The 21,061-nt window shown below is 70.5% G+C and carries 19 protein-coding genes; 9 read left to right on the top strand and 10 right to left on the bottom strand.

The window, feature by feature from the left end:
* Nucleotides 1–181: 181 nt before the first annotated feature.
* The 6 genes from E4P42_RS09400 (at nucleotide 182) to E4P42_RS09375 (ending at nucleotide 11,126) form a co-directional block, all read left to right on the top strand.
* Nucleotides 182–1,588 carry a hypothetical protein gene (locus E4P42_RS09400; RefSeq protein ID WP_135125449.1) on the top strand — a complete coding sequence of 469 codons (1,407 nt, stop codon included), beginning with the start codon at nucleotides 182–184 and terminating at the stop codon, nucleotides 1,586–1,588.
* Entirely contained in the window at nucleotides 1,581–2,975 is a 1,395-nt protein-coding gene (locus E4P42_RS09395; RefSeq protein ID WP_135125447.1) for a glycosyltransferase family 2 protein, read from the top strand. The genes E4P42_RS09400 and E4P42_RS09395 overlap by 8 nt, the downstream gene beginning before the upstream one ends.
* Nucleotides 2,976–2,999: 24 nt before the next feature.
* Nucleotides 3,000–4,916, top strand: a complete 1,917-nt coding sequence (locus tag E4P42_RS09390; protein ID WP_135125445.1) for a hypothetical protein — start codon at nucleotides 3,000–3,002, stop codon at nucleotides 4,914–4,916.
* 19 nt (nucleotides 4,917–4,935) lie between these two features.
* Complete coding sequence (locus tag E4P42_RS09385) at nucleotides 4,936–6,618, top strand: glycosyltransferase family 39 protein (protein WP_245233958.1); 1,683 nt, start codon at nucleotides 4,936–4,938, stop codon at nucleotides 6,616–6,618.
* Between the two features lie 189 nt (nucleotides 6,619–6,807).
* Entirely contained in the window at nucleotides 6,808–9,894 is a 3,087-nt protein-coding gene (locus E4P42_RS09380) for an adenylate/guanylate cyclase domain-containing protein (RefSeq protein WP_245233957.1), read from the top strand.
* Nucleotides 9,895–9,896: 2 nt separating this feature from the next.
* Complete coding sequence (locus tag E4P42_RS09375; protein ID WP_135125632.1) at nucleotides 9,897–11,126, top strand: nucleotide disphospho-sugar-binding domain-containing protein; 1,230 nt, start codon at nucleotides 9,897–9,899, stop codon at nucleotides 11,124–11,126.
* A gap of 6 nt (nucleotides 11,127–11,132) precedes the next feature.
* Here the strand turns inward: E4P42_RS09375 and fgd are convergent, their stop codons facing one another.
* The gene (fgd, locus tag E4P42_RS09370) at nucleotides 11,133–12,143 is read right to left on the bottom strand and encodes a glucose-6-phosphate dehydrogenase (coenzyme-F420) (protein WP_135125441.1); all 1,011 of its coding nucleotides are present in this window, start codon (nucleotides 12,141–12,143) and stop codon (nucleotides 11,133–11,135) included.
* A 34-nt stretch (nucleotides 12,144–12,177) separates the two neighbouring features.
* Between fgd and E4P42_RS09365 the strand changes: the two genes are divergently transcribed.
* A complete protein-coding gene (locus tag E4P42_RS09365; RefSeq protein ID WP_135125439.1) occupies nucleotides 12,178–12,927 on the top strand; it encodes an MBL fold metallo-hydrolase in 750 nt (249 codons plus the stop codon).
* On the opposite strand, the gene E4P42_RS09360 is transcribed toward E4P42_RS09365, so the two are convergent.
* On the bottom strand, nucleotides 12,909–13,205 hold the full coding sequence (locus E4P42_RS09360) for a hypothetical protein (RefSeq protein WP_371287004.1): 297 nt from the start codon (nucleotides 13,203–13,205) through the stop codon (nucleotides 12,909–12,911). The two genes, E4P42_RS09365 and E4P42_RS09360, sit on opposite strands and share 19 nt — an antisense overlap.
* 55 nt (nucleotides 13,206–13,260) lie before the next feature.
* On the bottom strand, nucleotides 13,261–13,758 hold the full coding sequence (locus E4P42_RS09355) for a GNAT family N-acetyltransferase (protein WP_209305735.1): 498 nt from the start codon (nucleotides 13,756–13,758) through the stop codon (nucleotides 13,261–13,263).
* 92 nt (nucleotides 13,759–13,850) lie between these two features.
* Here E4P42_RS09355 and E4P42_RS09350 point away from each other — a divergent pair, with 92 nt between their 5' ends.
* Nucleotides 13,851–14,714, top strand: coding sequence for an SDR family oxidoreductase (locus tag E4P42_RS09350; protein ID WP_135125435.1), 864 nt, complete (start codon nucleotides 13,851–13,853; stop codon nucleotides 14,712–14,714).
* Between the two features lie 98 nt (nucleotides 14,715–14,812).
* On the opposite strand, the gene E4P42_RS09345 is transcribed toward E4P42_RS09350, so the two are convergent.
* From E4P42_RS09345 to E4P42_RS09320, 6 genes are read right to left on the bottom strand one after another with little or no spacing between them, the layout of a single operon-like run.
* Nucleotides 14,813–15,190 (bottom strand): hypothetical protein, encoded by a 378-nt coding sequence (locus E4P42_RS09345; RefSeq protein WP_135125433.1) that lies wholly within the window; start codon nucleotides 15,188–15,190, stop codon nucleotides 14,813–14,815.
* 1 nt (nucleotide 15,191) lies between these two features.
* Nucleotides 15,192–16,403 (bottom strand): O-succinylhomoserine sulfhydrylase, encoded by a 1,212-nt coding sequence (locus tag E4P42_RS09340; protein ID WP_135125431.1) that lies wholly within the window; start codon nucleotides 16,401–16,403, stop codon nucleotides 15,192–15,194.
* Nucleotides 16,400–16,819 carry a rhodanese-like domain-containing protein gene (locus E4P42_RS09335; RefSeq protein WP_135125429.1) on the bottom strand — a complete coding sequence of 140 codons (420 nt, stop codon included), beginning with the start codon at nucleotides 16,817–16,819 and terminating at the stop codon, nucleotides 16,400–16,402. The genes E4P42_RS09340 and E4P42_RS09335 overlap by 4 nt, the downstream gene beginning before the upstream one ends.
* 19 nt (nucleotides 16,820–16,838) lie before the next feature.
* The gene (locus E4P42_RS09330) at nucleotides 16,839–17,297 is read right to left on the bottom strand and encodes a lumazine-binding protein (RefSeq protein WP_135125427.1); all 459 of its coding nucleotides are present in this window, start codon (nucleotides 17,295–17,297) and stop codon (nucleotides 16,839–16,841) included.
* A gap of 3 nt (nucleotides 17,298–17,300) precedes the next feature.
* A complete protein-coding gene (gene purT, locus E4P42_RS09325; protein WP_135125425.1) occupies nucleotides 17,301–18,590 on the bottom strand; it encodes a formate-dependent phosphoribosylglycinamide formyltransferase in 1,290 nt (429 codons plus the stop codon).
* A gap of 21 nt (nucleotides 18,591–18,611) precedes the next feature.
* Nucleotides 18,612–18,929 carry a UBP-type zinc finger domain-containing protein gene (locus tag E4P42_RS09320; RefSeq protein ID WP_135125423.1) on the bottom strand — a complete coding sequence of 106 codons (318 nt, stop codon included), beginning with the start codon at nucleotides 18,927–18,929 and terminating at the stop codon, nucleotides 18,612–18,614.
* Between the two features lie 45 nt (nucleotides 18,930–18,974).
* On the opposite strand from E4P42_RS09320, the gene E4P42_RS09315 reads away from it, so the two are divergent.
* Nucleotides 18,975–20,573: a Na+/H+ antiporter gene (locus tag E4P42_RS09315; protein ID WP_135125421.1), complete on the top strand. Its 1,599-nt coding sequence runs from the start codon at nucleotides 18,975–18,977 to the stop codon at nucleotides 20,571–20,573.
* On the opposite strand, the gene E4P42_RS09310 is transcribed toward E4P42_RS09315, so the two are convergent.
* Nucleotides 20,570–21,043: a MarR family winged helix-turn-helix transcriptional regulator gene (locus E4P42_RS09310; RefSeq protein ID WP_135125419.1), complete on the bottom strand. Its 474-nt coding sequence runs from the start codon at nucleotides 21,041–21,043 to the stop codon at nucleotides 20,570–20,572. The genes E4P42_RS09315 and E4P42_RS09310 overlap by 4 nt on opposite strands.
* Nucleotides 21,044–21,061: the final 18 nt, after the last annotated feature.

Below are 21,061 nucleotides of genomic sequence, written 5' to 3'. Positions count from 1 at the left end.
GTAAAGAACGTGAGCGTCAATAACTTACTCGCGAGTCAGGAATGGTAGTGGAACTGCCCTTATCTGCCGACGTCTGTCAGTTTTCTCTTGCCCGCGCAAGCATGGCGGTGTCGTCATGACTGTTACTGAAACGCGATATGCGAATTTTCTAGTCGACCTACCCGAGGTCCGAATCGAGACGGTGACGGCGCGTCTCGACCGCTTCTGGTTTCCGCTACGGCTCGCGGTCGCGGTCAGTCTGACCGCCCTGGCCGTCGGTCCCGGTTACGCCGAGACGGTCACCGCCGCGCTCAACGGGTCCCGCACGTCGCTGCTCGCGGTGCTGCCCCTGCTGGTCGTCGCGATCGCCTCCGGTTACCGCAGCGCACCCCGGGGTGTCGCCGACACCGAGTCGAACTGGATCATCGCCGCACTGGTGGCGATTCCGGCGCTGGCCGGCCTGTGGCTGCTCGGGCAGCGCATGCCGACCCTCGCCGCGCTGTGGCACCTGCACAACTTCGGTGGGGTGGTGATCTTCGCGGCCGCACTCAGCGTGCTCTTCGGCGTGCGGCACGTCGCCCGCATGTGGCCCCTGTGGGTGTTCGCGATCTGCTGCGTGAGCCCCCTGCCGCTCGTCCTGGTCAGCGCGGCATTCGGCGGCTCCGACGCCGCGGCGGCGGTTCCCGCCGCGCTGGCCGGGACCGTCGCGGTCGCGCTGGCCTCGCCGATGGCCGGGTGGTGGCGCCGCCTCGTCGCCGCGGCCACCTGCGCCGCCGTCTCGACGGTGGTGATCGTCGCCGCCGCCGCGCACCTGCCGCTGGCGGTCACCACGCTGCTGGTGGGCGGTGTGTTCCCGGTCACCGCCATCGTGTGCTGCCGCCGCACCCCTGCCGGTGTCGGGTCGTGGACCGCCCCGCACGCACTGTCCGTCCGAACGGTCGGGGTCCTCGCGGCGATGGCCGCCGCGCTGGCCGTGCTGGCGCCCAACGCCGGCGCACCCACCGGCCCCCTGCCCGCCGTCGACATCGACTGGGCCGACCGGGCCGGGTTGACCTCACCGGTGTCCTACGACTTCATGACCCGCTACGCCGGGCCCGACGTCGAACTGGTGCGCTACCGCGTCGCCACCACACCCCTTCGCCCCGCGATCGCCGTCGACGTGATGACCGCCGCCGACCGGACGGCGCTCACCGAGGCCGCCGACCTGATGTGGTACCCGGCGGCGCGTCCCGCCGAATACCGGCCCGCGCCCGCGGACTCCGGCCTGCCGGCCGGCGCGCTGATGGCCCACACGAACGCCGACACCGCCCGCGTCGGCGGCCGCGACGACTGGCTGGCCATCACCTGGCAATGGCGCGCGGGTGAGGTGTTCCAGCAGGTCACGGTGCTGTCCAACCAGTCGCTGAACAGTGCGCGCTCGCTGCCCGCGCCGAAACCGGTCACGCTCTTCGACGCGTCGGTGCGGCCCGCGCTGTGGGTGGCCCGCCAGCAGCCGGACTCCAGCGGTGTCGTCGACCCCGTGGTCCTGCAGCACGCGACTTCCCTGGCCGCCGGTCTGCGCCAGGCCGCCGCGCCGGAACCCGTGAGCGGCACCGCCCCCGATGCCTGAGTCCCATCCGACGCTGCTGCCGGCGCACCTGTCGGCCCGCGGACTGCTCGGACCGCGCGCGCTGCTGTGCCTGGCCGCGATCGCCGCGGCCCTCGCCGCCGCGGTCGGCGCCTGGCCGTCCGCCCTGGCACCGGCGGTGACGGGGGCGTGCGCGCTGGCCTACCTCGTCTCGACCGTCGACCGCAACTACCTGCTGTTCCGCGGACTGCGTTCATCGGCGATGCTCACCGTCAGCGCCGACGAAGCACTGGCGATACCCGACGACGAGCTGCCGGTCTACACCGTGCTGCTGCCCGTCTACGACGAACCGACCATCGTCACCAACCTCATCAACGGTGTCGGCCGACTGGACTACCCGGCCGACAAGCTCGAGATCCTGCTGCTGGTCGAGGAGGACGACCTCGCCACCCAGGAGGCGCTGCTCGGCGCGGACCTGCAGTCGGTGCGCATCGTGCTCGTCCCGCACAGCCTGCCCAAGACGAAGCCGAAGGCGTGCAACTACGGCATGTCGCTGCCGGACCTGCGGGGCGAGTACCTGACGATCTATGACGCCGAGGACATTCCCGACCCGCTGCAGCTGCGACGCGCGGTCGCCGGATTCCGCCGCGCTCCGGCTGATATCGGCTGCCTGCAGGCCCGGCTCGGCTACTTCAACGAACGCCAGAACCTGCTCACCCGGTTGTTCTCGCTGGAGTACGACCAGTGGTTCGGCGTCGTGCTGCCGGCGGTCGAACAGTCCGGCTGCGTGGTCCCGCTCGGCGGTACGTCCAACCACATGCCGGTGCGGGTGTGGCGGGAGATCGGCGGGTGGGACGAGTTCAACGTGACCGAGGACGCCGACCTCGGCGTGCGCCTGGCACGCCACGGGTACCGCACCCGCATCCTCGACTCGGTGACGCTGGAAGAGGCCAATTCCGATGTCGTCAACTGGATCCGGCAGCGCTCCCGCTGGTACAAGGGCTACCTGCAGACCATGCTGGTCGCCCTGCGCGGACCCGTGGCGCTGCGTCGCGAACTCGGCGTCAAGGCGTTCTTGCGGCTGATCAACATGACCGGCGGTGTCCCCATCACCAGCGCGCTCAACGTGGTGTTCTGGTTCACGCTGTTCGTCTGGGTGCTGGGCCGGCCGCCGGTGGTCGAACTGCTCTTCCCGCCGGTCACCTACTACGTGTGCCTGGCGCTGCTGTTGATCTGCGCGCCGCTGTCGGTGTTCGCCGGCCTCATCGTCACCCAGGCCCTGGGCAAGCCGCATCTGTGGTGGGCGGCTCTGCTGGCGCCGCTGTACTGGATGTTGCAGTCGGTGGCCGCGATCAAGGCCGTCTACCAACTCATCGCCCGACCCTCGTTCTGGGAGAAGACCGTTCACGGCCTCTCCCCCTCCGCCTGACCCCTCGACCTCCAAAGGACAGCCATGACCATGCTCACGCGTGTCTTCGCCACCGTCGCCGCCGCCGGCGTGGCGCTGACCGCAGCACCAGCGATCGCACACGCCCAACCGGCGAACACCGTCATCACCGATCCGGGCCCGCCCGTCATCGGATGGGAGGCACTCGGGGTGTCCGACGCTCTGGAGGTGTTCGGGGCGAATCAGCCGGTGGGCGTGACGATCCCGCTGCCTTCCGGCGTGCGCCCGCTCGCACTGACCGGTCAGCTCGGCTCGGTGGTCAATGTGACCGACGGCCGGGTGGAGGTCACCGACAGCCGCGGCACCCTGCTGGGCGTCGTCCCGGTCCCGCCCGACGCCGCCAACGTCCCGTTCACCCTGGACATCTCGACCGCCGAGGTCGTCGACGACAAGGCCGCGCTCGAGTTCGTGCTCCGCGACCGCGGACAGGCCGCCACGAGCTGCACCCAGCCTCCCGCGCTCACCATCAGCCGGCTGGCCAGCTCGTTGGCCGGCGCCACCCCGGACCCCGTGTCGGTGGCCGACTTCCTGCCCGGCGTCCTCGACCGGATCGTCATCCGGGTGGGCAGCGCCCCGACGCAGTTCCAGCAGCAGGCTGCGCTGAACCTGGTCGCCGAGCTGACCGACCTCTACCGGCCGATGCCGGTGCGCATCGACGTCGACACCTCCGACGCGCCCGCCCCGCCCGGCGGCCCGGCCCTGCGGGTGATCGATATCCGCGACGGCGGCCCCGCCGGTGTCAGCGTCGAGAACCCCGGCACGCCGGGCGCCCTGCTGGCCGTCACCGGCAGCGGTGAGGAGCTCATCGAGCAGATCGATCTCTTCGCCGACCGCCGGTTCGGCCTCGCTCAGAACAGCACGGCGGCAACGCTTTCGGCGTCGCTGACCCGGACGGAATCGACCGACATCAAGACCTTCGCGCAGCTCGGCATGACCGGTGAGGCGTCGGTGCTGGGCACCAGCACCCTCTACGCCGGATTCGACGTCAGCCAGTTCGCACTCGGCCCGATCACGCACGCCACCGTGCACCTCAAAGCCCGCTACACCCCTGTCGTCGGCGGTGAGGCGTCGGTGCTGATCCGGTCCGGGTCCACCGTGCTGGCCACCCAGCGGCTCGACGAATCCGGCGTTCTCGACATCACCGGCGACATCCCGGCGGAATCGATCACCTCCAACATCGGGATGGCGCTGGAGCTGCGCTACCTGCCGCGCCAGGAGTGCGCACCGATCAATGACCGGATGACCTTCGCGCTCGATCCGCAGTCCACGGTGACCGTCACCCCCGGCACCCGCAACCGGGGCGGATTCCCCGTGCTGCCCATGGCGTTCACCCCCGACTTCGACGTCGCGATCGACCGTCCCGAGCACCTCGGCTACGCCGCGCAGGCGATCAACCTGATGGGTCAGCAGACCACCGGCGCACTCCGGCCACGGCTCACCGGGTTCGGTGCCGCGGCCGGCTCGGGCACCGGCCTGCTGGTGGTCGACGGCGGCGCGGAGCTTTCCGCGGCCGGGATGAACCCGCCGCTGCTGCCCGGCGACGCGGGCGCCGTCGGCGTCAACGGGGCGCCCGATACCGATGTCGACCTGGGTGGTCCGGTCGGCGTGGTGCAGGCCTTCACCCACAATGACCGCACGGTGCTGGCGATCTCGAGCAACGGGGACTGGTCGCTGGTCGACACCGCCTTCGACCACATCCGCGGGCTGCCCGACCGGTGGGCGTCGCTGACCGGCGACGTGGTCGCCACCGGCCCCGCCCGCCAGACGGTCAACCTCACCGTGCGCGAGGGCGGCGGCCTGGTCAACGAGTACCCCGGCGACCCGTGGAAGTGGTGGACGTGGGCCTCGCTGGCCGCGGGCCTGACGATCGTCGTCGCGGCGGGCGCCGTCGTGCTCATCCGGTACCGCCGCCGAGTCCGGTGACCCGGTGAGTTCACCGCCGGTGACCGCGCCTCTGGACGCGGTCACCACCGCCGGCACCGGATCCAGCGGTGCGCCCCGGCGGATCTGGGGGGTGGCGTTGTTCGCCGTGTTGACCGCGCTGTACTTCACCGTCGGTGCCGTGTTGATCTTGCGCTACAACATGTTCGACCCCGATGCGCCGAGCCGGGTGGCCAACGCGGGATACGTGCTGATGAGCCGGCAGCCGCACCTGTCGGCGATCGGCTTCGTGTGGAATCCGCTGCCCAGCCTGGTCGAGATCCCGGTGCTGCTGTTCACCGACTGGTGGCCGGAACTCAAGACCCACGGGTTGGCCGCCGTGGTGCAGAGCGCGTTGTTCATGGCCGGCGCTGGCGTGCTCATCCGGCGCATCGCGTTGGACCGCGGGGTCGGGGCGGGGTGGCGGTGGCTGGCCGTGGCGTGCTTCGCGCTGCAGCCGATGATCATCATCTACGGCGCCTCCGGGATGAGCGAGGCGGCCGAGACGTTCTGCCTGGTGTGGTGCGTCCGGCATCTCATGCAGTGGGCACACGCCGGCCGCGTCGGCGATCTCGGCTGGGCCGGGATCGCGCTCGGCGTGGGGTACCTGTCCCGCTACGAGGCCGTGCCCGCCGCGTGCGGTGCGGCCCTGCTGGTGGCGGTGGTCGCGTGGCACCGTGCGGCGCGGTCGCAGCGGGTGAACTCGGTGATCCTCAGCGTGCTGATCGTGCTGTTCCCGCTGATCACGGCGTTCGTCACGTGGGCGCTCACCGGGTGGGTGGTGTCGGGGGAGCTGTTCGCGACGCTGTCCTCGCAGTACGGCAACGACAGCCAGGTCACCGCCGCGATGGAGCGCGCGAACCCGCTGGCTGGCGCTGCCTCCGATGACTGGGTGGTGATCGCCGCACGACTACTCGGCATGCAGCCGTTCGCGCTGCTGGCCGCGGCGGGCGCCGTCGGATACGCGGTGTTGCGGCGCGGCGCCGACGCGCTGGTGCCGGTGGCCACCTTCGGGCCCGTGCTGGCGTTCGCCGCGTGGGGGCAGTACTCGTCGACGACGTTCGGCTGGTTCCGGTTCTACCTGCTCGCGATCCCGCTCGTGGTCTGCGTCGCACTGGCACTGTGGCAGCCGCGGTCGCGCGGCGTGCGCCACGAGGCGCGCGGCGTCGGGGCGGCCGGGCGCACGGGCGCGGCGCTGCTGTGCGCGTCGCTGACCGTCGGCTTCCCGGTGACGGTGGCGGCGATGTCCGACGAGCGAATCGGCAACCAGCAGTTGCAGTTCGGTCTGCGCTCGCTGGCCGATCCGCACACCTACCCGCCGTCGGAGCAGTGGTACCGCCGGCTCATGGTCAACGACCGCGCACTGGCCGACTACTTCGACCGCAAGCAACTCCCCGACGGGTCGATCCTGATGGACACGTTCAACACGTGGGGCATCTGGCTGGCCTCGGACCGCCCGAAGCAGTTCGTCATCACCAGCGACTACGACTTCACCACCACGTTGAACCGGCCGTGGGACTTCGGGATCCGCTACATCGTCGCCAGCAACCCGACGATCAGCAACGCCGATGCGCTCAACGTGCGCTACCCCGACCTGTGGCGGGACGGCGCGGGGCTGGGCACGCTGGTGCACTCGGTGTACGGCGTGACCGGCGACGAGCGGTTCCGGGTGTACGAGGTCACCGGCCGACCCGCGCCCGGGTGAGCTCGGCCGGCGACTTTTCTGTCGATACAGACCCCGCCTCCGCCCCTTGCGTGATGATGAGGGTTCGTAACGGTTCGTGCGGGAAGTCGGCCAATGGTCAGCGTGGTCAGCGACATCACCGGGCGGTGCAGGGCTTGCGGTAACGCCCTGCGCGCGCGGGCGCGCTTCTGCGACGACTGTGGGACGCCGGTGGCAGAACCGCACACCGCGGGTGAGCGCAAACAGGTCACGGTGTTGTTCGCCGACGTCGTCGGGTCGATGCGTCTCGCCGCGCAACTGGATTCCGAGCGCTTCCAGGAGCTGATGAACGAGTTGTTCAACCGGGCGGCCGCAGTCGTTCAGCGATATCAGGGCACGGTGGACAAATTCACCGGTGACGGCCTCATGGCTGTGTTCGGCGCCCCGTTCGCCCTGGAAGACCACGCACTGCGGGCCTGCATCGCGGCTTCAGAGATCCAATCGGTGACCCAGAGGTTCGCCGCCGACGTTCGGCGGCGTGACGGGATCTCACTCGAACTGCGGATCGGTGTGAATTCGGGTGAGGTGATCGCCGGACACATCGGTTCGGGTCCCGGACGCTACACGGCGGTCGGCCATTCCGTCGGCATGGCTCAGCGCATGGAATCCGCCGCAGCGCCCAACAGCGTGCTGTGCTCGGAGTCCACGGCACATCTGGTCGAACACAAGGTGCAGCTGGGACCGGTCGAGAAGGTCGCCGTCAAAGGCCTCGACGAGCACGTGGCCGCCCGCCGCCTCATCACTGCCGCACCGGCCAAGGCGATCGTCGGCCGCAACGAGTCGGTCTTGCTCGGCCGCGACCACGAAATGCGGTTCCTGCGCGATCGTTTCACGGCGGACCGCGGCGGGCTGGTCGCCGTGATGGGCGCACCCGGTCTGGGCAAGAGCCGGCTCACCGACGAATTCACCGCAGCCGTCGAATCCGACGCGGACATCGTGATCGCGCGCTGCGAGGCCCACACCACCAACCACGCGTTCCGGGCGCTGTCGCGGTTGCTGCGGGAGTTGTTCGCGGTCACCGGCCTCGCCGACGAGGACGCCCGCGCGCGCACCGCGGTCCAGTGTCCCGGTCTTGATCCGCGGTCGGCCGACGCACAGATCCTGTTCGAGGTGATGGGCATCGCGCAGAAGGCCTCACCCGACACACAGACCAACATCGACGGCCGCCGGCGTCGACTGGTCGAGCTGACCACTCGTGCGCTGCGGCGGCGGCCTCGGCGCATCGTCCTCGTGGTCGAGGACGTGCACTGGATCGACGCGCCCAGCGATGCCGTTCTCGCAGAGTGCGCCGCCCTGCTGGCCCAATCCCCGGCCCTGTTTCTAACGACGTTTCGCCCCGAATTCCACGGCGAACTCCGCCGTGCCGCCGCCGAGGTGATCGCGCTGCAGCCGCTCACCGACGCGATGCTTGTGCAGTTGGCCCACCTGATCCTCGGCCAGAACCCCACGACGCAGCAGCTCACGAACAAGCTCACCGCGGCCGCCGCCGGCAACCCGTTCTACCTGGAGGAGATCATCCGCGATCTCGCCGACCGGGGGATCCTGTCCGGCGTTCGTGGTGACTACCGCCTCGCCCGGCCGATCGGTGAGATCGCCGTTCCGGCGACGGTGCAGGCGGTGCTCGCTGCGCGCATCGACCGGCTGCCGCCTGCGACGAAGTCCGTGTTGAACGCGGCCGCCGTCGTGGGAACGCGGTTCGACCTCGACGCGCTCACGTCGCTGCTCTGCGAGCCCGTACCCGCGCGCCTCGCCGAACTCGTCTCCGCCGAACTCATCGACCAGACCCACTTCGTCCCCCACCAGCGATACTGCTTCCGGCACCCCTTGGTGCGCACCGTCGCCTACGAATCGCAGCTGAGCACGACGCGGTCGCGGATGCACCGCAAAGTCGCAGCTGCCATCCGAGCTCGGAATCCGGCGGGGGAAGACGAGAACGCGGCGCAGATCGCCACGCACCTCGAAGCCGCCGGCGACCTGACCGACGCGTATCACTGGCATCTCCGCGCGGCAGAGTGGTTGCGATCGAGGGACCTTCCCGCCGCACGCAACCACTGGGCGCACGCCGAGAGCATCGCCGACCGACTGCCCGATGATCACCCCGGCGTCGTCCCGATGCGCATCGTCCCGCGCACGATGCTGGTGTCGACCCTTCTCTATGTGGGCGCGGACCCGGACGCGGACACACGGTATCGACGACTGCGTGAACTCACTTCGGCCGGCGGTGACCTGACGTCGCTGGCCGTCGCGACGGCTGGACGCATCTGGGCGTTCGCGCTCAACGACCACCGCGTCCCCGAAGCGGTGACACTGGCCGACGAACTCACTGAGCATCTCGGCGAGCTCACCTGCGATGCATCGGCCACGGGCATCATCCTCAACGCAGTGGCGTTCGCGCGCTTCGCTGACTGCGACTTTGCGGCGGCGCTCGCGGCCATTGACGCGATCGAGACCGTACCTGGCGGCGTACCGATGATCGAACTCGCGCCGGCCATCATGATGAAGGGTGTCATCGACATCCTGTGTGGGCGGTCCGACAGCGGGCAGCGCTACCTCCGCGACGGGATGCGACGGGCGAGGGAACTCCCGCCGGTGAATCGTGCCGCGGTGCTGGCCCTTCCGAGCTTCCTCGTCGCGCTCGGGTTGTGCGACGTCGACGACATCGTCGATGAGATGCGGGAGGGAGTGCGGAGGGCCGAGGAGGTCGGCGACATCCTCGCGATGGTGGCCGCGCACTTCGGCTATGGAGCCGCCGGCCTGCGCAGCGCGTCCGTCCCACGATGCGAGGCGATCACCTCGTTGCGCACTGCTGCCGAGGCGATCGACAAACACCGGGTGAGCGTCCTCATGGGCGTGGCCGTCGCCGCGGACCTGTCGCGGGAATCGGCACGCAGCGGCGACGCCGACGGCGTGGTGGAACGTCTGTGGCGCACCGTTGACCAGGTGACTCACGGCGGCTCCCGGCTGCTTGCCGGGCTACCGGTGGAGGCCCTGGTGGAACTCCTCCTCGAACGGGATTTCGCAGGCGACCGTGCGGAGGCCCGCCGGCTCGTCGACGAGTGGAAGACGCGCCGCGTCGGGATTCCCGGCGTGGATCTGTGGTGGCTGCGGGCCCGGGCCCTGCTGGCCCGAACCGATGGCGACGCAGGCGATTACGTCGAGGCGGCGCGCCAGTATCTGACAGCGTGTCAGGACGTCGGTGCGCACGGCCGGCTCGCCGGTGCCCGCCGCCTCGTCGATGCCGGCATGGACGGCCGGTGAGTATGGGTACCGTCCTGGCTTACACCTCCCCGGCGCTGGGCCACCTGCTGCCGATCAGCGCACTGCTCGCCGAGTTGGGGCGTCGCGGGCATGCGGTGCACGTCAGAACCCTCTCCGACGGCGTCGGTATCGCCCGTCAATTCGGCTTCGAGGCCGAGCCGATCGACCCGCGGATCGAAGCCATCGAACTCGATGACTGGCACGCGTCCAAGCCGCTCGAGGCACTCGAGGCGGGTATCGCGGCGTTGGGGAAGCGAGCGGTCCGTGAGATCGACGACCTCGCGCGTGCAGTCGGCGACGTGCGGCCGGATGCACTTGTGATCGACGTGAACTGCTGGGGTGCGTTGTCGACGGCCGAGGCCTCCGGCCTTCCGTGGGTGACGTTCTCGCCATTCACCCCGCCCATGAGATGCCGCGGGATGCCACCCTTCGGTCCGGGACTGCGGCCGATTCCCGGGGTGGCCGGGCGGCTGCGCGACGCGGCGGTGTCAGCGGTGGTGACGCGTTCGTTCGAGCGCATCATGCGCCCACCCGTCGACACGATCCGTACCCGCCTCGACCTACCGCCGGTCCGGTCGATGGACGCCTTTCTGCGCCGGTCCCCACTGATCTTCATCGCCAGCGGAGCCCCCTTTCAGTACCCCTTCGGCGACTGGGGCGAAGGGGTCCACATGATCGGACCCTGCGACATCGACGTTCCGAGCGACGACGATGTGAGCTGGCTGGACGGGCTCGCCCATCCCGTCGTTCTGGTGACGACGTCGTCGGAGAAGCAGGCCGACGCCGATCTCGTGTCGATCGCGTTCGACGCCCTGCGCGACGAGCCCGTCCACGTGGTCGCCACGGTCCCGGCCGGCGATCCCGCCGACTACCCGCTGACCGGTAATGCGACAGTGCATCGGTTCCTGCCCCATGGCCCGGTGCTCGACCGTGCCGTCTGCGCCGTGACGCACGGCGGGATGGGCGCCACCCAGAAGGCACTCACCCGGGGTGTGCCGGTGTGTGTGGTGCCCTACGGCCGTGACCAGACGGAGGTGGCGCGACGGGTCACGGTCGCACGGTGCGGCACTCGCATACCATCGAAACGCCTGTCGGACAGAACTCTTCGCGCAGGGGTGCGTCAGGCGATGACGATGTCGGCGGGCGCCCGCCGGGTCGCGGCGGGTTTCGCCGCCACCGGCGGCGTGCGCCGGGGCGCCGATCTGTTCGAGCAGCGTGTGCTCGGGCGGTGACCCCGCTCAGGCCAGCTTGCGCAGCCGCGGCTCCAGATCCCGCTGGAACAGTTCGAGGAACCGGCGCTGATCGTGGCCCGGGGCGTGGAAGACGAGGTGGTTGAGGCCCCAGTCGACGTAGTCCTTGACCTTCTCGACCGCTTCGTCGGGATCCGAGGCGACGATCCAGCGCTTGGCGACCTGCTCGATCGGCAGCTCGTCGGCGGCCTTCTCCATCTCCATCGGGTCGTCGATGCTGTGCTTCTGCTCGGCGGTCAGCGACAGCGGCGCCCAGAATCGCGTGTTCTCCAGCGCCAGTTCGGGATCGGTGTCGTAGGAGATCTTGATCTCGATCATGCGGTCGATGTCGTCGAGCTCTTTGCCGGCCCCCGCTGCACCTTCTGACACGGCGGGGATGAGCTTGTCCTTGTACAGCTCCTCGCCCTTGCCGGAGGTGCAGATGAACCCGTCACCGGCGCGGCCGGCGTACTTGGCCACCACCGGGCCGCCGGCGGCGATGTACACCGGCACACCGTCTTCGGGGACGTCGTAGATGGAGGCGCCCTTGGTGCGGTAGTACTCGCCGTCGAAGTCCACCCGGTCGCCCAGCCACAGCTCCCGCATGAGGCGCACCGACTCCCGCAGGCGGGCGAAGCGCTCCTTGAACTCCGGCCACTCCCCCTCGTATCCGGTGGCGATCTCGTTGAGCGCCTCACCGGTGCCGACGCCCAGGAAGATCCGGCCCGGGTACAGGCACGCCATTGTCGCGAACGCCTGCGCGATCACGGCCGGGTTGTAGCGGAACGTCGGCGTGAGCACCGAGGTGCCCAGTTGCAGACGCTCGGTCCGCTCCCCGACGGCGGTCATCCACGCCAGCGAGAACGGTGCGTGACCGCCCTCGTGACGCCAGGGCTGGAAGTGGTCGCTGACCGTCGCGCTGTCCATCCCGTGCGCTTCGGCCGCCACGGCCAGTTCGACGAGCTCCCGCGGCGCGAACTGCTCCGCCGACGCCTTGTATCCGAGTTTGAGTTCAGCCACGTCTTCTTTCTACTCGTATCCCTACACTCGCGACATGTCAGCAGCCCTCGAAGCGGTCACCGAACGCGTACACCTCGCCCGCACCGACCTGGTCAACTGGACCGTGGTGGCCGACGAGACCGGCGTCCTGCTGATCGATGCGGGGTTCCCCGGGCACCGCGACGACGTCGTCGACTCCGTGCGCCGGCTGGGATTCGGCGTCGGCGACATCCGCGCAATCCTGCTGACGCACGCGCACGTCGACCATTTCGGGTCGGCGATCTGGCTGGCCCACGCGCACGGGGTGCCGGTCTACGCGCACACCGCGGAAGTCGGCCACGCCAAGCGCGAGTACCTCGAACAGGTGTCGCCGGTCGACGTCGCCAAGCACGTGTGGCACCCGCGCTGGCTGAAGTGGTCGCTGGCGATCAGCCGCAAGGGCGGGATGGAGCGCGGCGGAATCCCCACCGTGCAGCCGCTCACCGCCGACATTGCCGCCGGCCTGCCCGGCGCACCCACCGCGGTCCCGACGCCCGGGCATACCGGTGGTCACTGTTCGTACGTCGTGGACCGCGTGCTGGTCAGTGGCGACGCGCTGGTCACCGGGCACCCGCTGCTGTCCCGCGAGCGTCCGACGCTGCTGCCGTCGCTGTTCAACCACGACCAACCGGGCTGCGTACGCAGCCTCGCGACACTCGGGGCGCTGGACACCGAGGTGCTGCTGCCCGGGCACGGCCCGGTGTGGCGCGGGGCCATCGGGGAGGCGGTGCGCCAGGCGATGGCGGCTCAGCCGAGGAACTCGTAGCCCAGCAGGAAAAGCGCGGTCAAGCACAGGCCGGACGCCACGACGATCGTCGGCATCAGGATCATCTCATCGAGGCTCTCGGGCTCCAGCGCGTCCCCGTGGACCGGGCCGAAGAACGCCCGGCCCAGCCGCGTGGTGCGCAGCCGCCGGATCAGCCGGCCGACGACGTGTCGGTCGGCTCGGCGTCCGACGAACGCGCGAAACATGACGCCGGCGGCGCCGATCACGACGGCACCGAGCAGCATCAGCCATCCCACGGCCGCCTGCGAGATCGGCACTGCGGAACCCCCACGGTGTGTGCGGTACTGGCGGCCAGCCTAACGGCCGGACCTGTCATGCCAGCGTCTTGATGAACGCGACCGGGTACACCTCGCCCTCGGCGGGCAGCGGTTCGTCGAGCCGGCGGTAGCCGGTGGCCAGGTAGAGCGCTTCGGCCTCGGGTTGCCGGTCGCCGGTGGTCAGGTAGATGCGGCGGTACCCGCGGGCGGCGATCTCGGCTTCGAGCGCGGCGAGTAGCGCCTTGCCGAACCCGCGGCGGCGGTGGCCGCGGTCGGTCCAAATGCGTTTGAGTTCGGCGGTGTCGGCGTCGAAGCGGCGGAACGCGCCCCCGGTGACCGGGCGGCCGCCGACCACTCCCATCAGCAGCGCGCCGTCGGGGGCGGCGAACTCGGCGGCCGGATAGCCGCTCAGCCACGTCAGGATCTTGTCGGCGCGGCCTTCGTATCGGTCGGCGTACTCGTCGGCCAGTTGCCGCAGCAGCGGCTGGGCCAGCGGATCGTCCTGGCCCACGGGCACGAATTCCAGTTCGGTGTTCACCGGCGTCCATTCCATCGCACCGGCGCGCGCGGGCCCGCATCAGCCCGGCGGATGAGACGTGGGCCACCTCTTCCGATCAAAACTTGACACCTGTAAAGTTCGGCGGCATGGACAACATCCGTGGCAAGACCATCGCCATCACCGGAGCTGCGCGGGGCATCGGATACGCGACCGCCGAGGCGCTGCTGCGTCGCGGCGCGCGCGTCGTGATCGGGGATCGCGACGTCGCCCTTCAGGAATCCTCGGTCGCGAAGCTGACCAAGCTCGGCCCGGTGTCGGGTTACCCGCTCGACGTGACCGACCGGGAGTCGTTCGCCACCTTCCTCGACAAGGCGCGCACCGACGGCGGCGGGCACATCGACGTGCTGATCAACAACGCCGGTGTGATGCCGATCGGCCCGTTCCTCGACCAGTCCGAGCAGTCGATCCGCTCGTCGATCGAGGTGAACCTCTACGGCGTCATCGCCGGATGCCAGCTCGCGCTGCCCGACATGGTCGCGCGCGGCCGCGGCCACATCATCAACATCGCCTCGCTGTCCGGTGTCATCCCCGTGCCCGGGCAGGTCGTGTACGTCGGCGCGAAGTTCGGCGTCGTCGGGCTCTCGGCCGCGCTGGCCGACGAGATGGCGCCGCACGGGATCCATGTGTCGGTGGTCATGCCGCCGTTCACCAACACCGATCTGATCTCCGGCACGCGGGAGACCGTCGGCACCAAGCCCGTCGAGCCCGAGGACATCGCGGCGGCGATCGTCAAGACGCTCGACAAGCCGAAGACTCACGTCGCCGTGCCGCCGTTCCTGCGGTTCACCGCGCAGGCGGCGCAGATGCTCGGCCCGCGTGGCCGGCGCTGGATGAACCGCAAGCTCGGACTGGACAACGTGTTCCTCGAATTCGACACCGCCAAGCGCAAGAGCTACGAGGACCGCGCGCAGTCGGCGCTGGGCGTCGTCGAAGGCGGCACCAAGAGCTGACGGGTCGACCCGTCGATGTTCACCGAGTTCTGCAACAGGGTCGCTCGATCCGCCTCAGAGCAACCCTGTTGTAGAACTCGGCGCGCACACCCGGCGCGCTACTCGAACGACGGCTCCGGCTCGCCGGCGCGATATGCCTCGATGGCCTCGAGGTTCTCCAGCAGCGACTCGGCTTCGAAGGCGTAGTCCACGCCCTGCTCGCCGGCGCCGACGAGGATGACGTGCCAGTCCTCGTCCTCGGTCAGCCAGATCCGCGTGACCGGTTCGACGGTGTCGTCGTCGGTCTCGATGCCCGACGGCGGGTAGTACCAGGTCGCCATCTCGTCGGTGGAGTGATCGACGTCGAACTCCCAGCCGCGCTCGGTGAGTTCCTCGTCGATGACAGTGAGATCGTCCTCGACGGGCGTCCAGCGGGGCCCCTTGGCGGCCTGACGCTTCTTGCGGCGGGCCTTCTTCGCCTGCGTCCGCCGAGACACGTCAGCCCAACGCCCGGTCGAGGTCGCCGATCAGATCGTCGGTGCCCTCGAGGCCGACCGAGATCCGCACCACGCCGTCACCGAGCCCGATCGCCGCGCGGCCCTCCGGACCCATCGCGCGGTGCGTCGTCGTCGCCGGATGGGTGATCAGCGACTTCGCGTCGCCCAGGTTGTTGGAGATGTCGATCAGCGCGAGCTTGTCGAGCACCTCGAACGCCCGCTCCTTGCCGCCGGACAGCTCGAAGGTGACCACGGTGCCGCCGCCGCTCATCTGGCGTTTGGCCAGGTCGTACTGCGGATGTGATTCCAGGAACGGGTATTTCACCCAGCTCACCGACGCGTGGTCTTCGAGGAACTCGGCGATCCGCTGCGCCGAACGGTTGGCGTAGTCCACCCGGACCGCCAGCGTCTCCAGACCCTTGAGCAGCGTCCACGCGTTGAACGCGCTGATCGCGGGACCGGTGTGGCGCATCAGCTTCTGCACCGGACCGTCGATGTACTCCTGTGAACCGAGGATCGCCCCGCCGAGCACTCGGCCCTGCCCGTCGATGTGTTTGGTGCCCGAGTACACCACGACGTCGGCGCCCAGCGGCATGCCCTGCTGCAGCAGCGGCGTAGCGAACACGTTGTCCAACACCACCTTTGCCCCCGCCGCGTGGGCCATCTCGCACACTGCGGCGATGTCGACCAGCGACTGCATCGGATTCGACGGCGTCTCGAAGAACACCGCCTGCGTGGGGACCGACAGCGCCTCTTCCCACTGCGACAGGTCGTCGCCGTCGACGAACACGGTCTCCACACCCCAGCGCGGCAGGATCTCGTTGCACACCACGAAGCACGACCCGAACAGCGACCGCGCGGCCACCAGCCGGTCACCCGCGCCGAGCAGCGCGCCCAGCGAGGTGAACACCGCCGCCATCCCGGTCGCGGTGGCGAAACAGGCCGGCGCGCCCTCGATCAGCCGCAACCGCTCCTCGAACATCGAGATGGTCGGGTTGCCGTAGCGCGAGTACACGAAGCGGTCGATCTCACCGGTGAACGCCTTCTCGGCCTCGGCGGCCGACGAGTAGACGTAGCCCGACGTCAGGTACATCGCCTCGGCGGTCTCTTCGAACTCGGATCGCAGCAGACCGCCGCGCACGCCGAGCGTCGCCTGACCGACCCCCTCGGGCAGCGCCGCCGGCCTGCGGACCGACGGCACCTCTGAACTCATGACTGCACCCACGGGAGTCCGACGGCCTTCCAGCCGGTGCCGCCCCGGTGTCCGCGCTCATCGAGGTTGCCCTCGAACCCGTCGAGGATGTTGTAGGACGGCCCGATGCCCGCCGCGGTCGCGGCCTCCGCCGCGCCGATCGACCGGTTGCCCGACCGGCACAGGAACACCACCGGCCGCCCTTCGGCGCCCGCGACCCCGATCTTCTCGACGAGATCGTCGACGAACCCGTCGTTGTGCGAGCCGTCGGTGCGGTTCCACTCGACGAACACGACGTCGCGGGACAGCGGGGACAGATCCGGGACGCCGACGAAGCGCCACTCGGCGTCCGTGCGGCAGTCCACCAGCACCGCGTCCGGGTTGTCGTCGAGGATCCGCCAGGCCTCCTCCGGCGTGATGTCACCCGCGTAGCTCACGGCGCCGAGTCTCGCACACCTAGCCGGAGGCGGGCGAACAGACCTTCCAGGCCCCGTCCTCGCGGACGAAGGTGGTCGGGACCTCGAATTTGTCGTCCTCGGTGCGCTCGAAGTGATAGGTGACGGTGGCGGTCGCGCGGTCGCCGTCGACCTCGACGCCGCCGACGCCGTCGATCACCCGCGGGCCCTGCTGCGCGCTCGACTCGCGCTGCGCGTCCAGCACTTCGGCCTCGGTGCCGTGCTCCTCGGCGCAGGTGTAGGACCGGTAGTCGGCGTAGCTCTCGCGCTGCAGCGCGTCGTTCTGCGCCACCGCGGCACGGCCGATCTGCTGTTCGTCGGTCAGCTCGTCGCCCTCGAACAGCTGGACCAGCCAGATTCCGATCACGACGAGAACAATGATGACCAGCGCCGCGAGGAACGGCGTGGCCGTCGGCCGGTCACTGGGCCGGCCGGGATCCGGTTCGGGTTCACGCGCCATCGGTCACCACAGCTTGCGCAGTGCCGCCCCGACCCGGCGGGCCCGGTCGCGGGCGATGATCACATCCGGGGCGGTGGCCGTCGCCAGCGCGAGCCGCCGCCGCTCGTCGGTCTCGTCGGGCCGGTCGAACAGCCGGACATCGCTCTCCTGGGTGGCGAGCGCCTCGGCCAGCACCGCGGCCAGGTCGGCGGCCGACGGTTCGGTCACCGGGGTGTCGGTGCCCGCGTAGCGCACCTCGGCGGCGCCGGGCGAGATCATGATCGTGTCCACCGACAGGCCGAGGATCGCCCGGGCGTGCAGTTCGAACTGTGACAGCCGCTGGCTGCGCAACGTCACCAGCCCGGCGTCCAGCGGCCGGCACCGCACATCGGCGAAGTACACCTCGTCACCGCGCACCAGCAGCTCCACCGCGAACACCCCGCGCCCACCGAGCGAGTTGACGATGCGCGCGGCGATCGACTTGGCCGCGTCCAGCGCGGCGGGCGTCATCTGCTGCGGCTGCCACGACTCGAGCGCGTCACCGTCGCCGAGCCGGTGCCCGATCGGCTCGCAGAACGTCACCGCCGGGCCGGTCGGGCTGGTGCTGCGCACGGTCAGCAGCGTCACCTCGAAGTCCACCTCGACGACGGTCTCGGCCATCACCCGGCTGTGCGGGATGCGGCCCGCGGCGATGGCGCGCTGCCAGGCGGGTTCGATGTCCTCGGCGCGCAGCAGCACCGACTGCCCCTCGCCGGGCGCCCCGCTGACCGGTTTGACCACCAGCGGGAAGCCGGCGTGCTGGGCGACCGCGGCCAGCTCCTCGACCGAGCCGGCGAACCAGAACGGCGCCGTCGGAAGGCCGAGTTCGTCGGAGGCCAGCCGGCGCAAACCCTCGCGGTCCTGGCCGAGCCGGGTGCCGCGCGGCGTCGGGAAGACGTCCACGCCGTCGCGCTCGGCGACGGCGATCAGCGCATCGGCGGCGACGACCCCGGATTCGGCCACCACGTAGCGGGGCTGTTCGCGGTCGATGAGCGCGGTGAGCGCGTCGGCGTCGGTCATCCGGATCACGGCCGTGCGGTCGGCCACCGCATGCGCGGGGGCGCCGGCGTAGCGGTCGACGGCGACGACGAAGGCGCCCAGCCGCTGGAACGCCAGCGCCAGTTCCCGGCTCAGCTCCCCCGAACCCAGCAGCACCACGGTGGTCCGCGAGTCCGGCGCGGCGGGCACCGGCACGGGTTCGGGTGCGGTGGACGCCGACGACACCGCGACCGACGGGTCGGTGTCGGACGTCTCCCCTTCGGTTGTGTCACTCATCGCCGCCAGCCTGCCAGATCGTCAGCCCACCCGGAGATCGATGTAGCACCACCGCCACGACTCCCCCGGTTCCACCGAGCGCATCACGGGGTGACCGGTCCGGTGGAAGTGCTCGGTGGCGTGCTGGTGCGGGCTGGAGTCGCAGCAGCCGACGTGGCCGCAGGTGAGGCACATCCGCAGGTGCGCCCACGTGTGTTCGCCCAGGTCGGCGCAGCCCTGGCAGTGCCCGGGAGTGAGCGGCCGCGTGTCGGCGTTGCTGGTCACGAGATGCTCACAGGGGCGGGCCGCGGCGGCGCCGCGGCGCTGCCGTCCGAATACCCGCCATGCTCTGCTGCGCATGGTGGTCGAGGATACGGATGCGACGACAAGAGGAGGCTCGGCGAGGTGAGTGCGTCATTGCTGGCCGTGCTGGCCGCGGCGATCCTGCTGGCGGCACTGGCCCGCCGCGCCGATGTGTCCGCGCCGCTGGCCCTGGTGGTGGCCGGACTGGTCGCGGGACTGATCCCGGCGGTGCCCGACATCCAGCTCGAACCGGAGCTCGTGCTCTACGTGGTGCTGCCGCCGCTGTTGTGGTCGGCGGGCCTGGAGAGCAGCTATGTCGCGCTGCGGCGCAACGTCGGCTCGATCGGGATGCTGGCCGTCGGGCTGCCGTTGGCGACGACGTTCGCGGTCGGCGTGGTGGCCTATCTGACGGTGCCGGAGCTGACGGTCGCCGCGGCGCTCACGCTCGGCGCGATCGTCGCGCCGCCGGATGCGGTGTCGGCCACGGCGATCGGCCGGCGGCTCGGGCTGCCGCGCCGGATGATGACGCTGCTGGGCGGGGAGAGCCTGCTCAACGACGCGACCGCGCTGACCGCCTACAAGGTGGCGCTCGGCCTGGCCATCGGCGGTGCGGCGAGCTGGACCGACGGGCTGCTCACGTTCGCGCTGGCCGCCGCTGGCGGAGTGGCCGTCGGCGGTGCGCTGGGCGCGGTGATCGTGTTCGTCCGGTCGCGGCTCGACGACCCGCTGGTCGAGAGCGCGGTCGGGCTCGTCGCCCCGTTCGCGATCTACCTGATCGCCGAGGAGGTGCACGGGTCGGGGGTGATCGCGGTGGTGGTGGCCGCACTGATCCTGGGCCAGCGTTCGACGCGGGCCAGCTACGCCACGCGACTGCAGGACTTCGCGGTGTGGAAGGCGGTGCAGTTCGTCCTCGAGTCGTTCGCGTTCCTGCTGATCGGCCTGCAGCTGCCGAAGGTCGTCGACGAGCTGGCCGGTATCCCCGCGGCCACGCTCGCGGTGTCCTCGGCGGCGGTGCTGGCCACGGTCATCGCGGTGCGCATCGCGTGGGTGTACGTCTTCGCCTACCTGCCGCGGGCGCTGTCGGCCACACGGCGGGCCCGCGAACCCGGGCCGCCCGCGGCACAGGTGTTCGTGGTCGCGTGGGCCGGGATGCGCGGCGTGGTGTCGCTGGCCGCGGCGTTCGCGGTGCCGCTGACGACGCTGTCGGGGGCGGCGTTCCCCGGCCGCCCCCAGCTGGTGTTCCTGACGTTCGTGGTGGTGGTGGGCACGCTGCTGCTGCACGGGCTGACGCTGCCGTGGGTGATCCGCTGGCTGGGCGTGCAGAGCGACGAGGCCCACACCGACGCCGTCGCCGCGGCGGCCGCGCAGGACAAGGCGGCGCGGGCGGCCGCGCAGCGCCTGGACGACGTGCTGGCCGAGCAGCGCGCCGGCGGCGGGTCGGAGGTGCACGAGCAGGCGGCCGAGGTGCTGCGCAGCTGGAACACCCGGCGGCGCAACTCGGCGTGGGAGCGACTCGGCCGCGGCGACGACGACATCGGGGAAGGCCCGGCGTCGGCGTTCCGGCGACTGCGGTTGGAGATGCTGGCGGCCGAACGCGCGGCGTTGATCGCCGAACGCGACAGCGGCCACATCGACGACGAGGTGCTGCGCACGGTGCTGCACGGACTCGACCTCGAAGAGGCGACCCTCAACCGACGTTAAACGTCGAGGTCGCGCCGGAAGGCGCCCATCGCGTCGAGCAGCGCGGCGAACGTGCGGTGGGCCGCCGCGAGGTCCGCGTCGGGCAGATCGGCCATGGCCCGGTTGGCGTGTTCGGCCAGTGGCGCGAAGAACTGGCCGGCCACCCCCATCCCGTGCTCGGCGACGCGCAGGATCACCTTGCGGCGGTCGGCCGGGTCGGATTCCCGGCGCACGTGGCCGGAGGCGATCATCCGCTCCACCAAGTAGGTGATCGCCGCCCCGGACATCCCCATCAGCGTGCGCAGCTCGCCCGCGGTCAGCGGGCGGCCCGCGGTCTCGGCCACCATGATGTGCAGCAGCGCGCGAAAGTCGTTGGCGGACACGTCATGTCGCGCGGCGAACACCCGACCGATCTGCTCGGACTCGGCGGACAGCGCGCGCACGTCGGCGGCGATCTGCGCTTCGAGCGCGGCCCGGTCGACCTCTGCCACCCCGTCAGCATAGTTCAC

The organism is Mycobacterium sp. PS03-16 (genome assembly GCF_004570325.1).
GTDB lineage: Bacteria > Actinomycetota > Actinomycetes > Mycobacteriales > Mycobacteriaceae > Mycobacterium.
The sequence above is the reverse complement of the archived record's forward strand: the minus strand, read 5'-3'. Positions and strand labels throughout refer to the sequence as shown.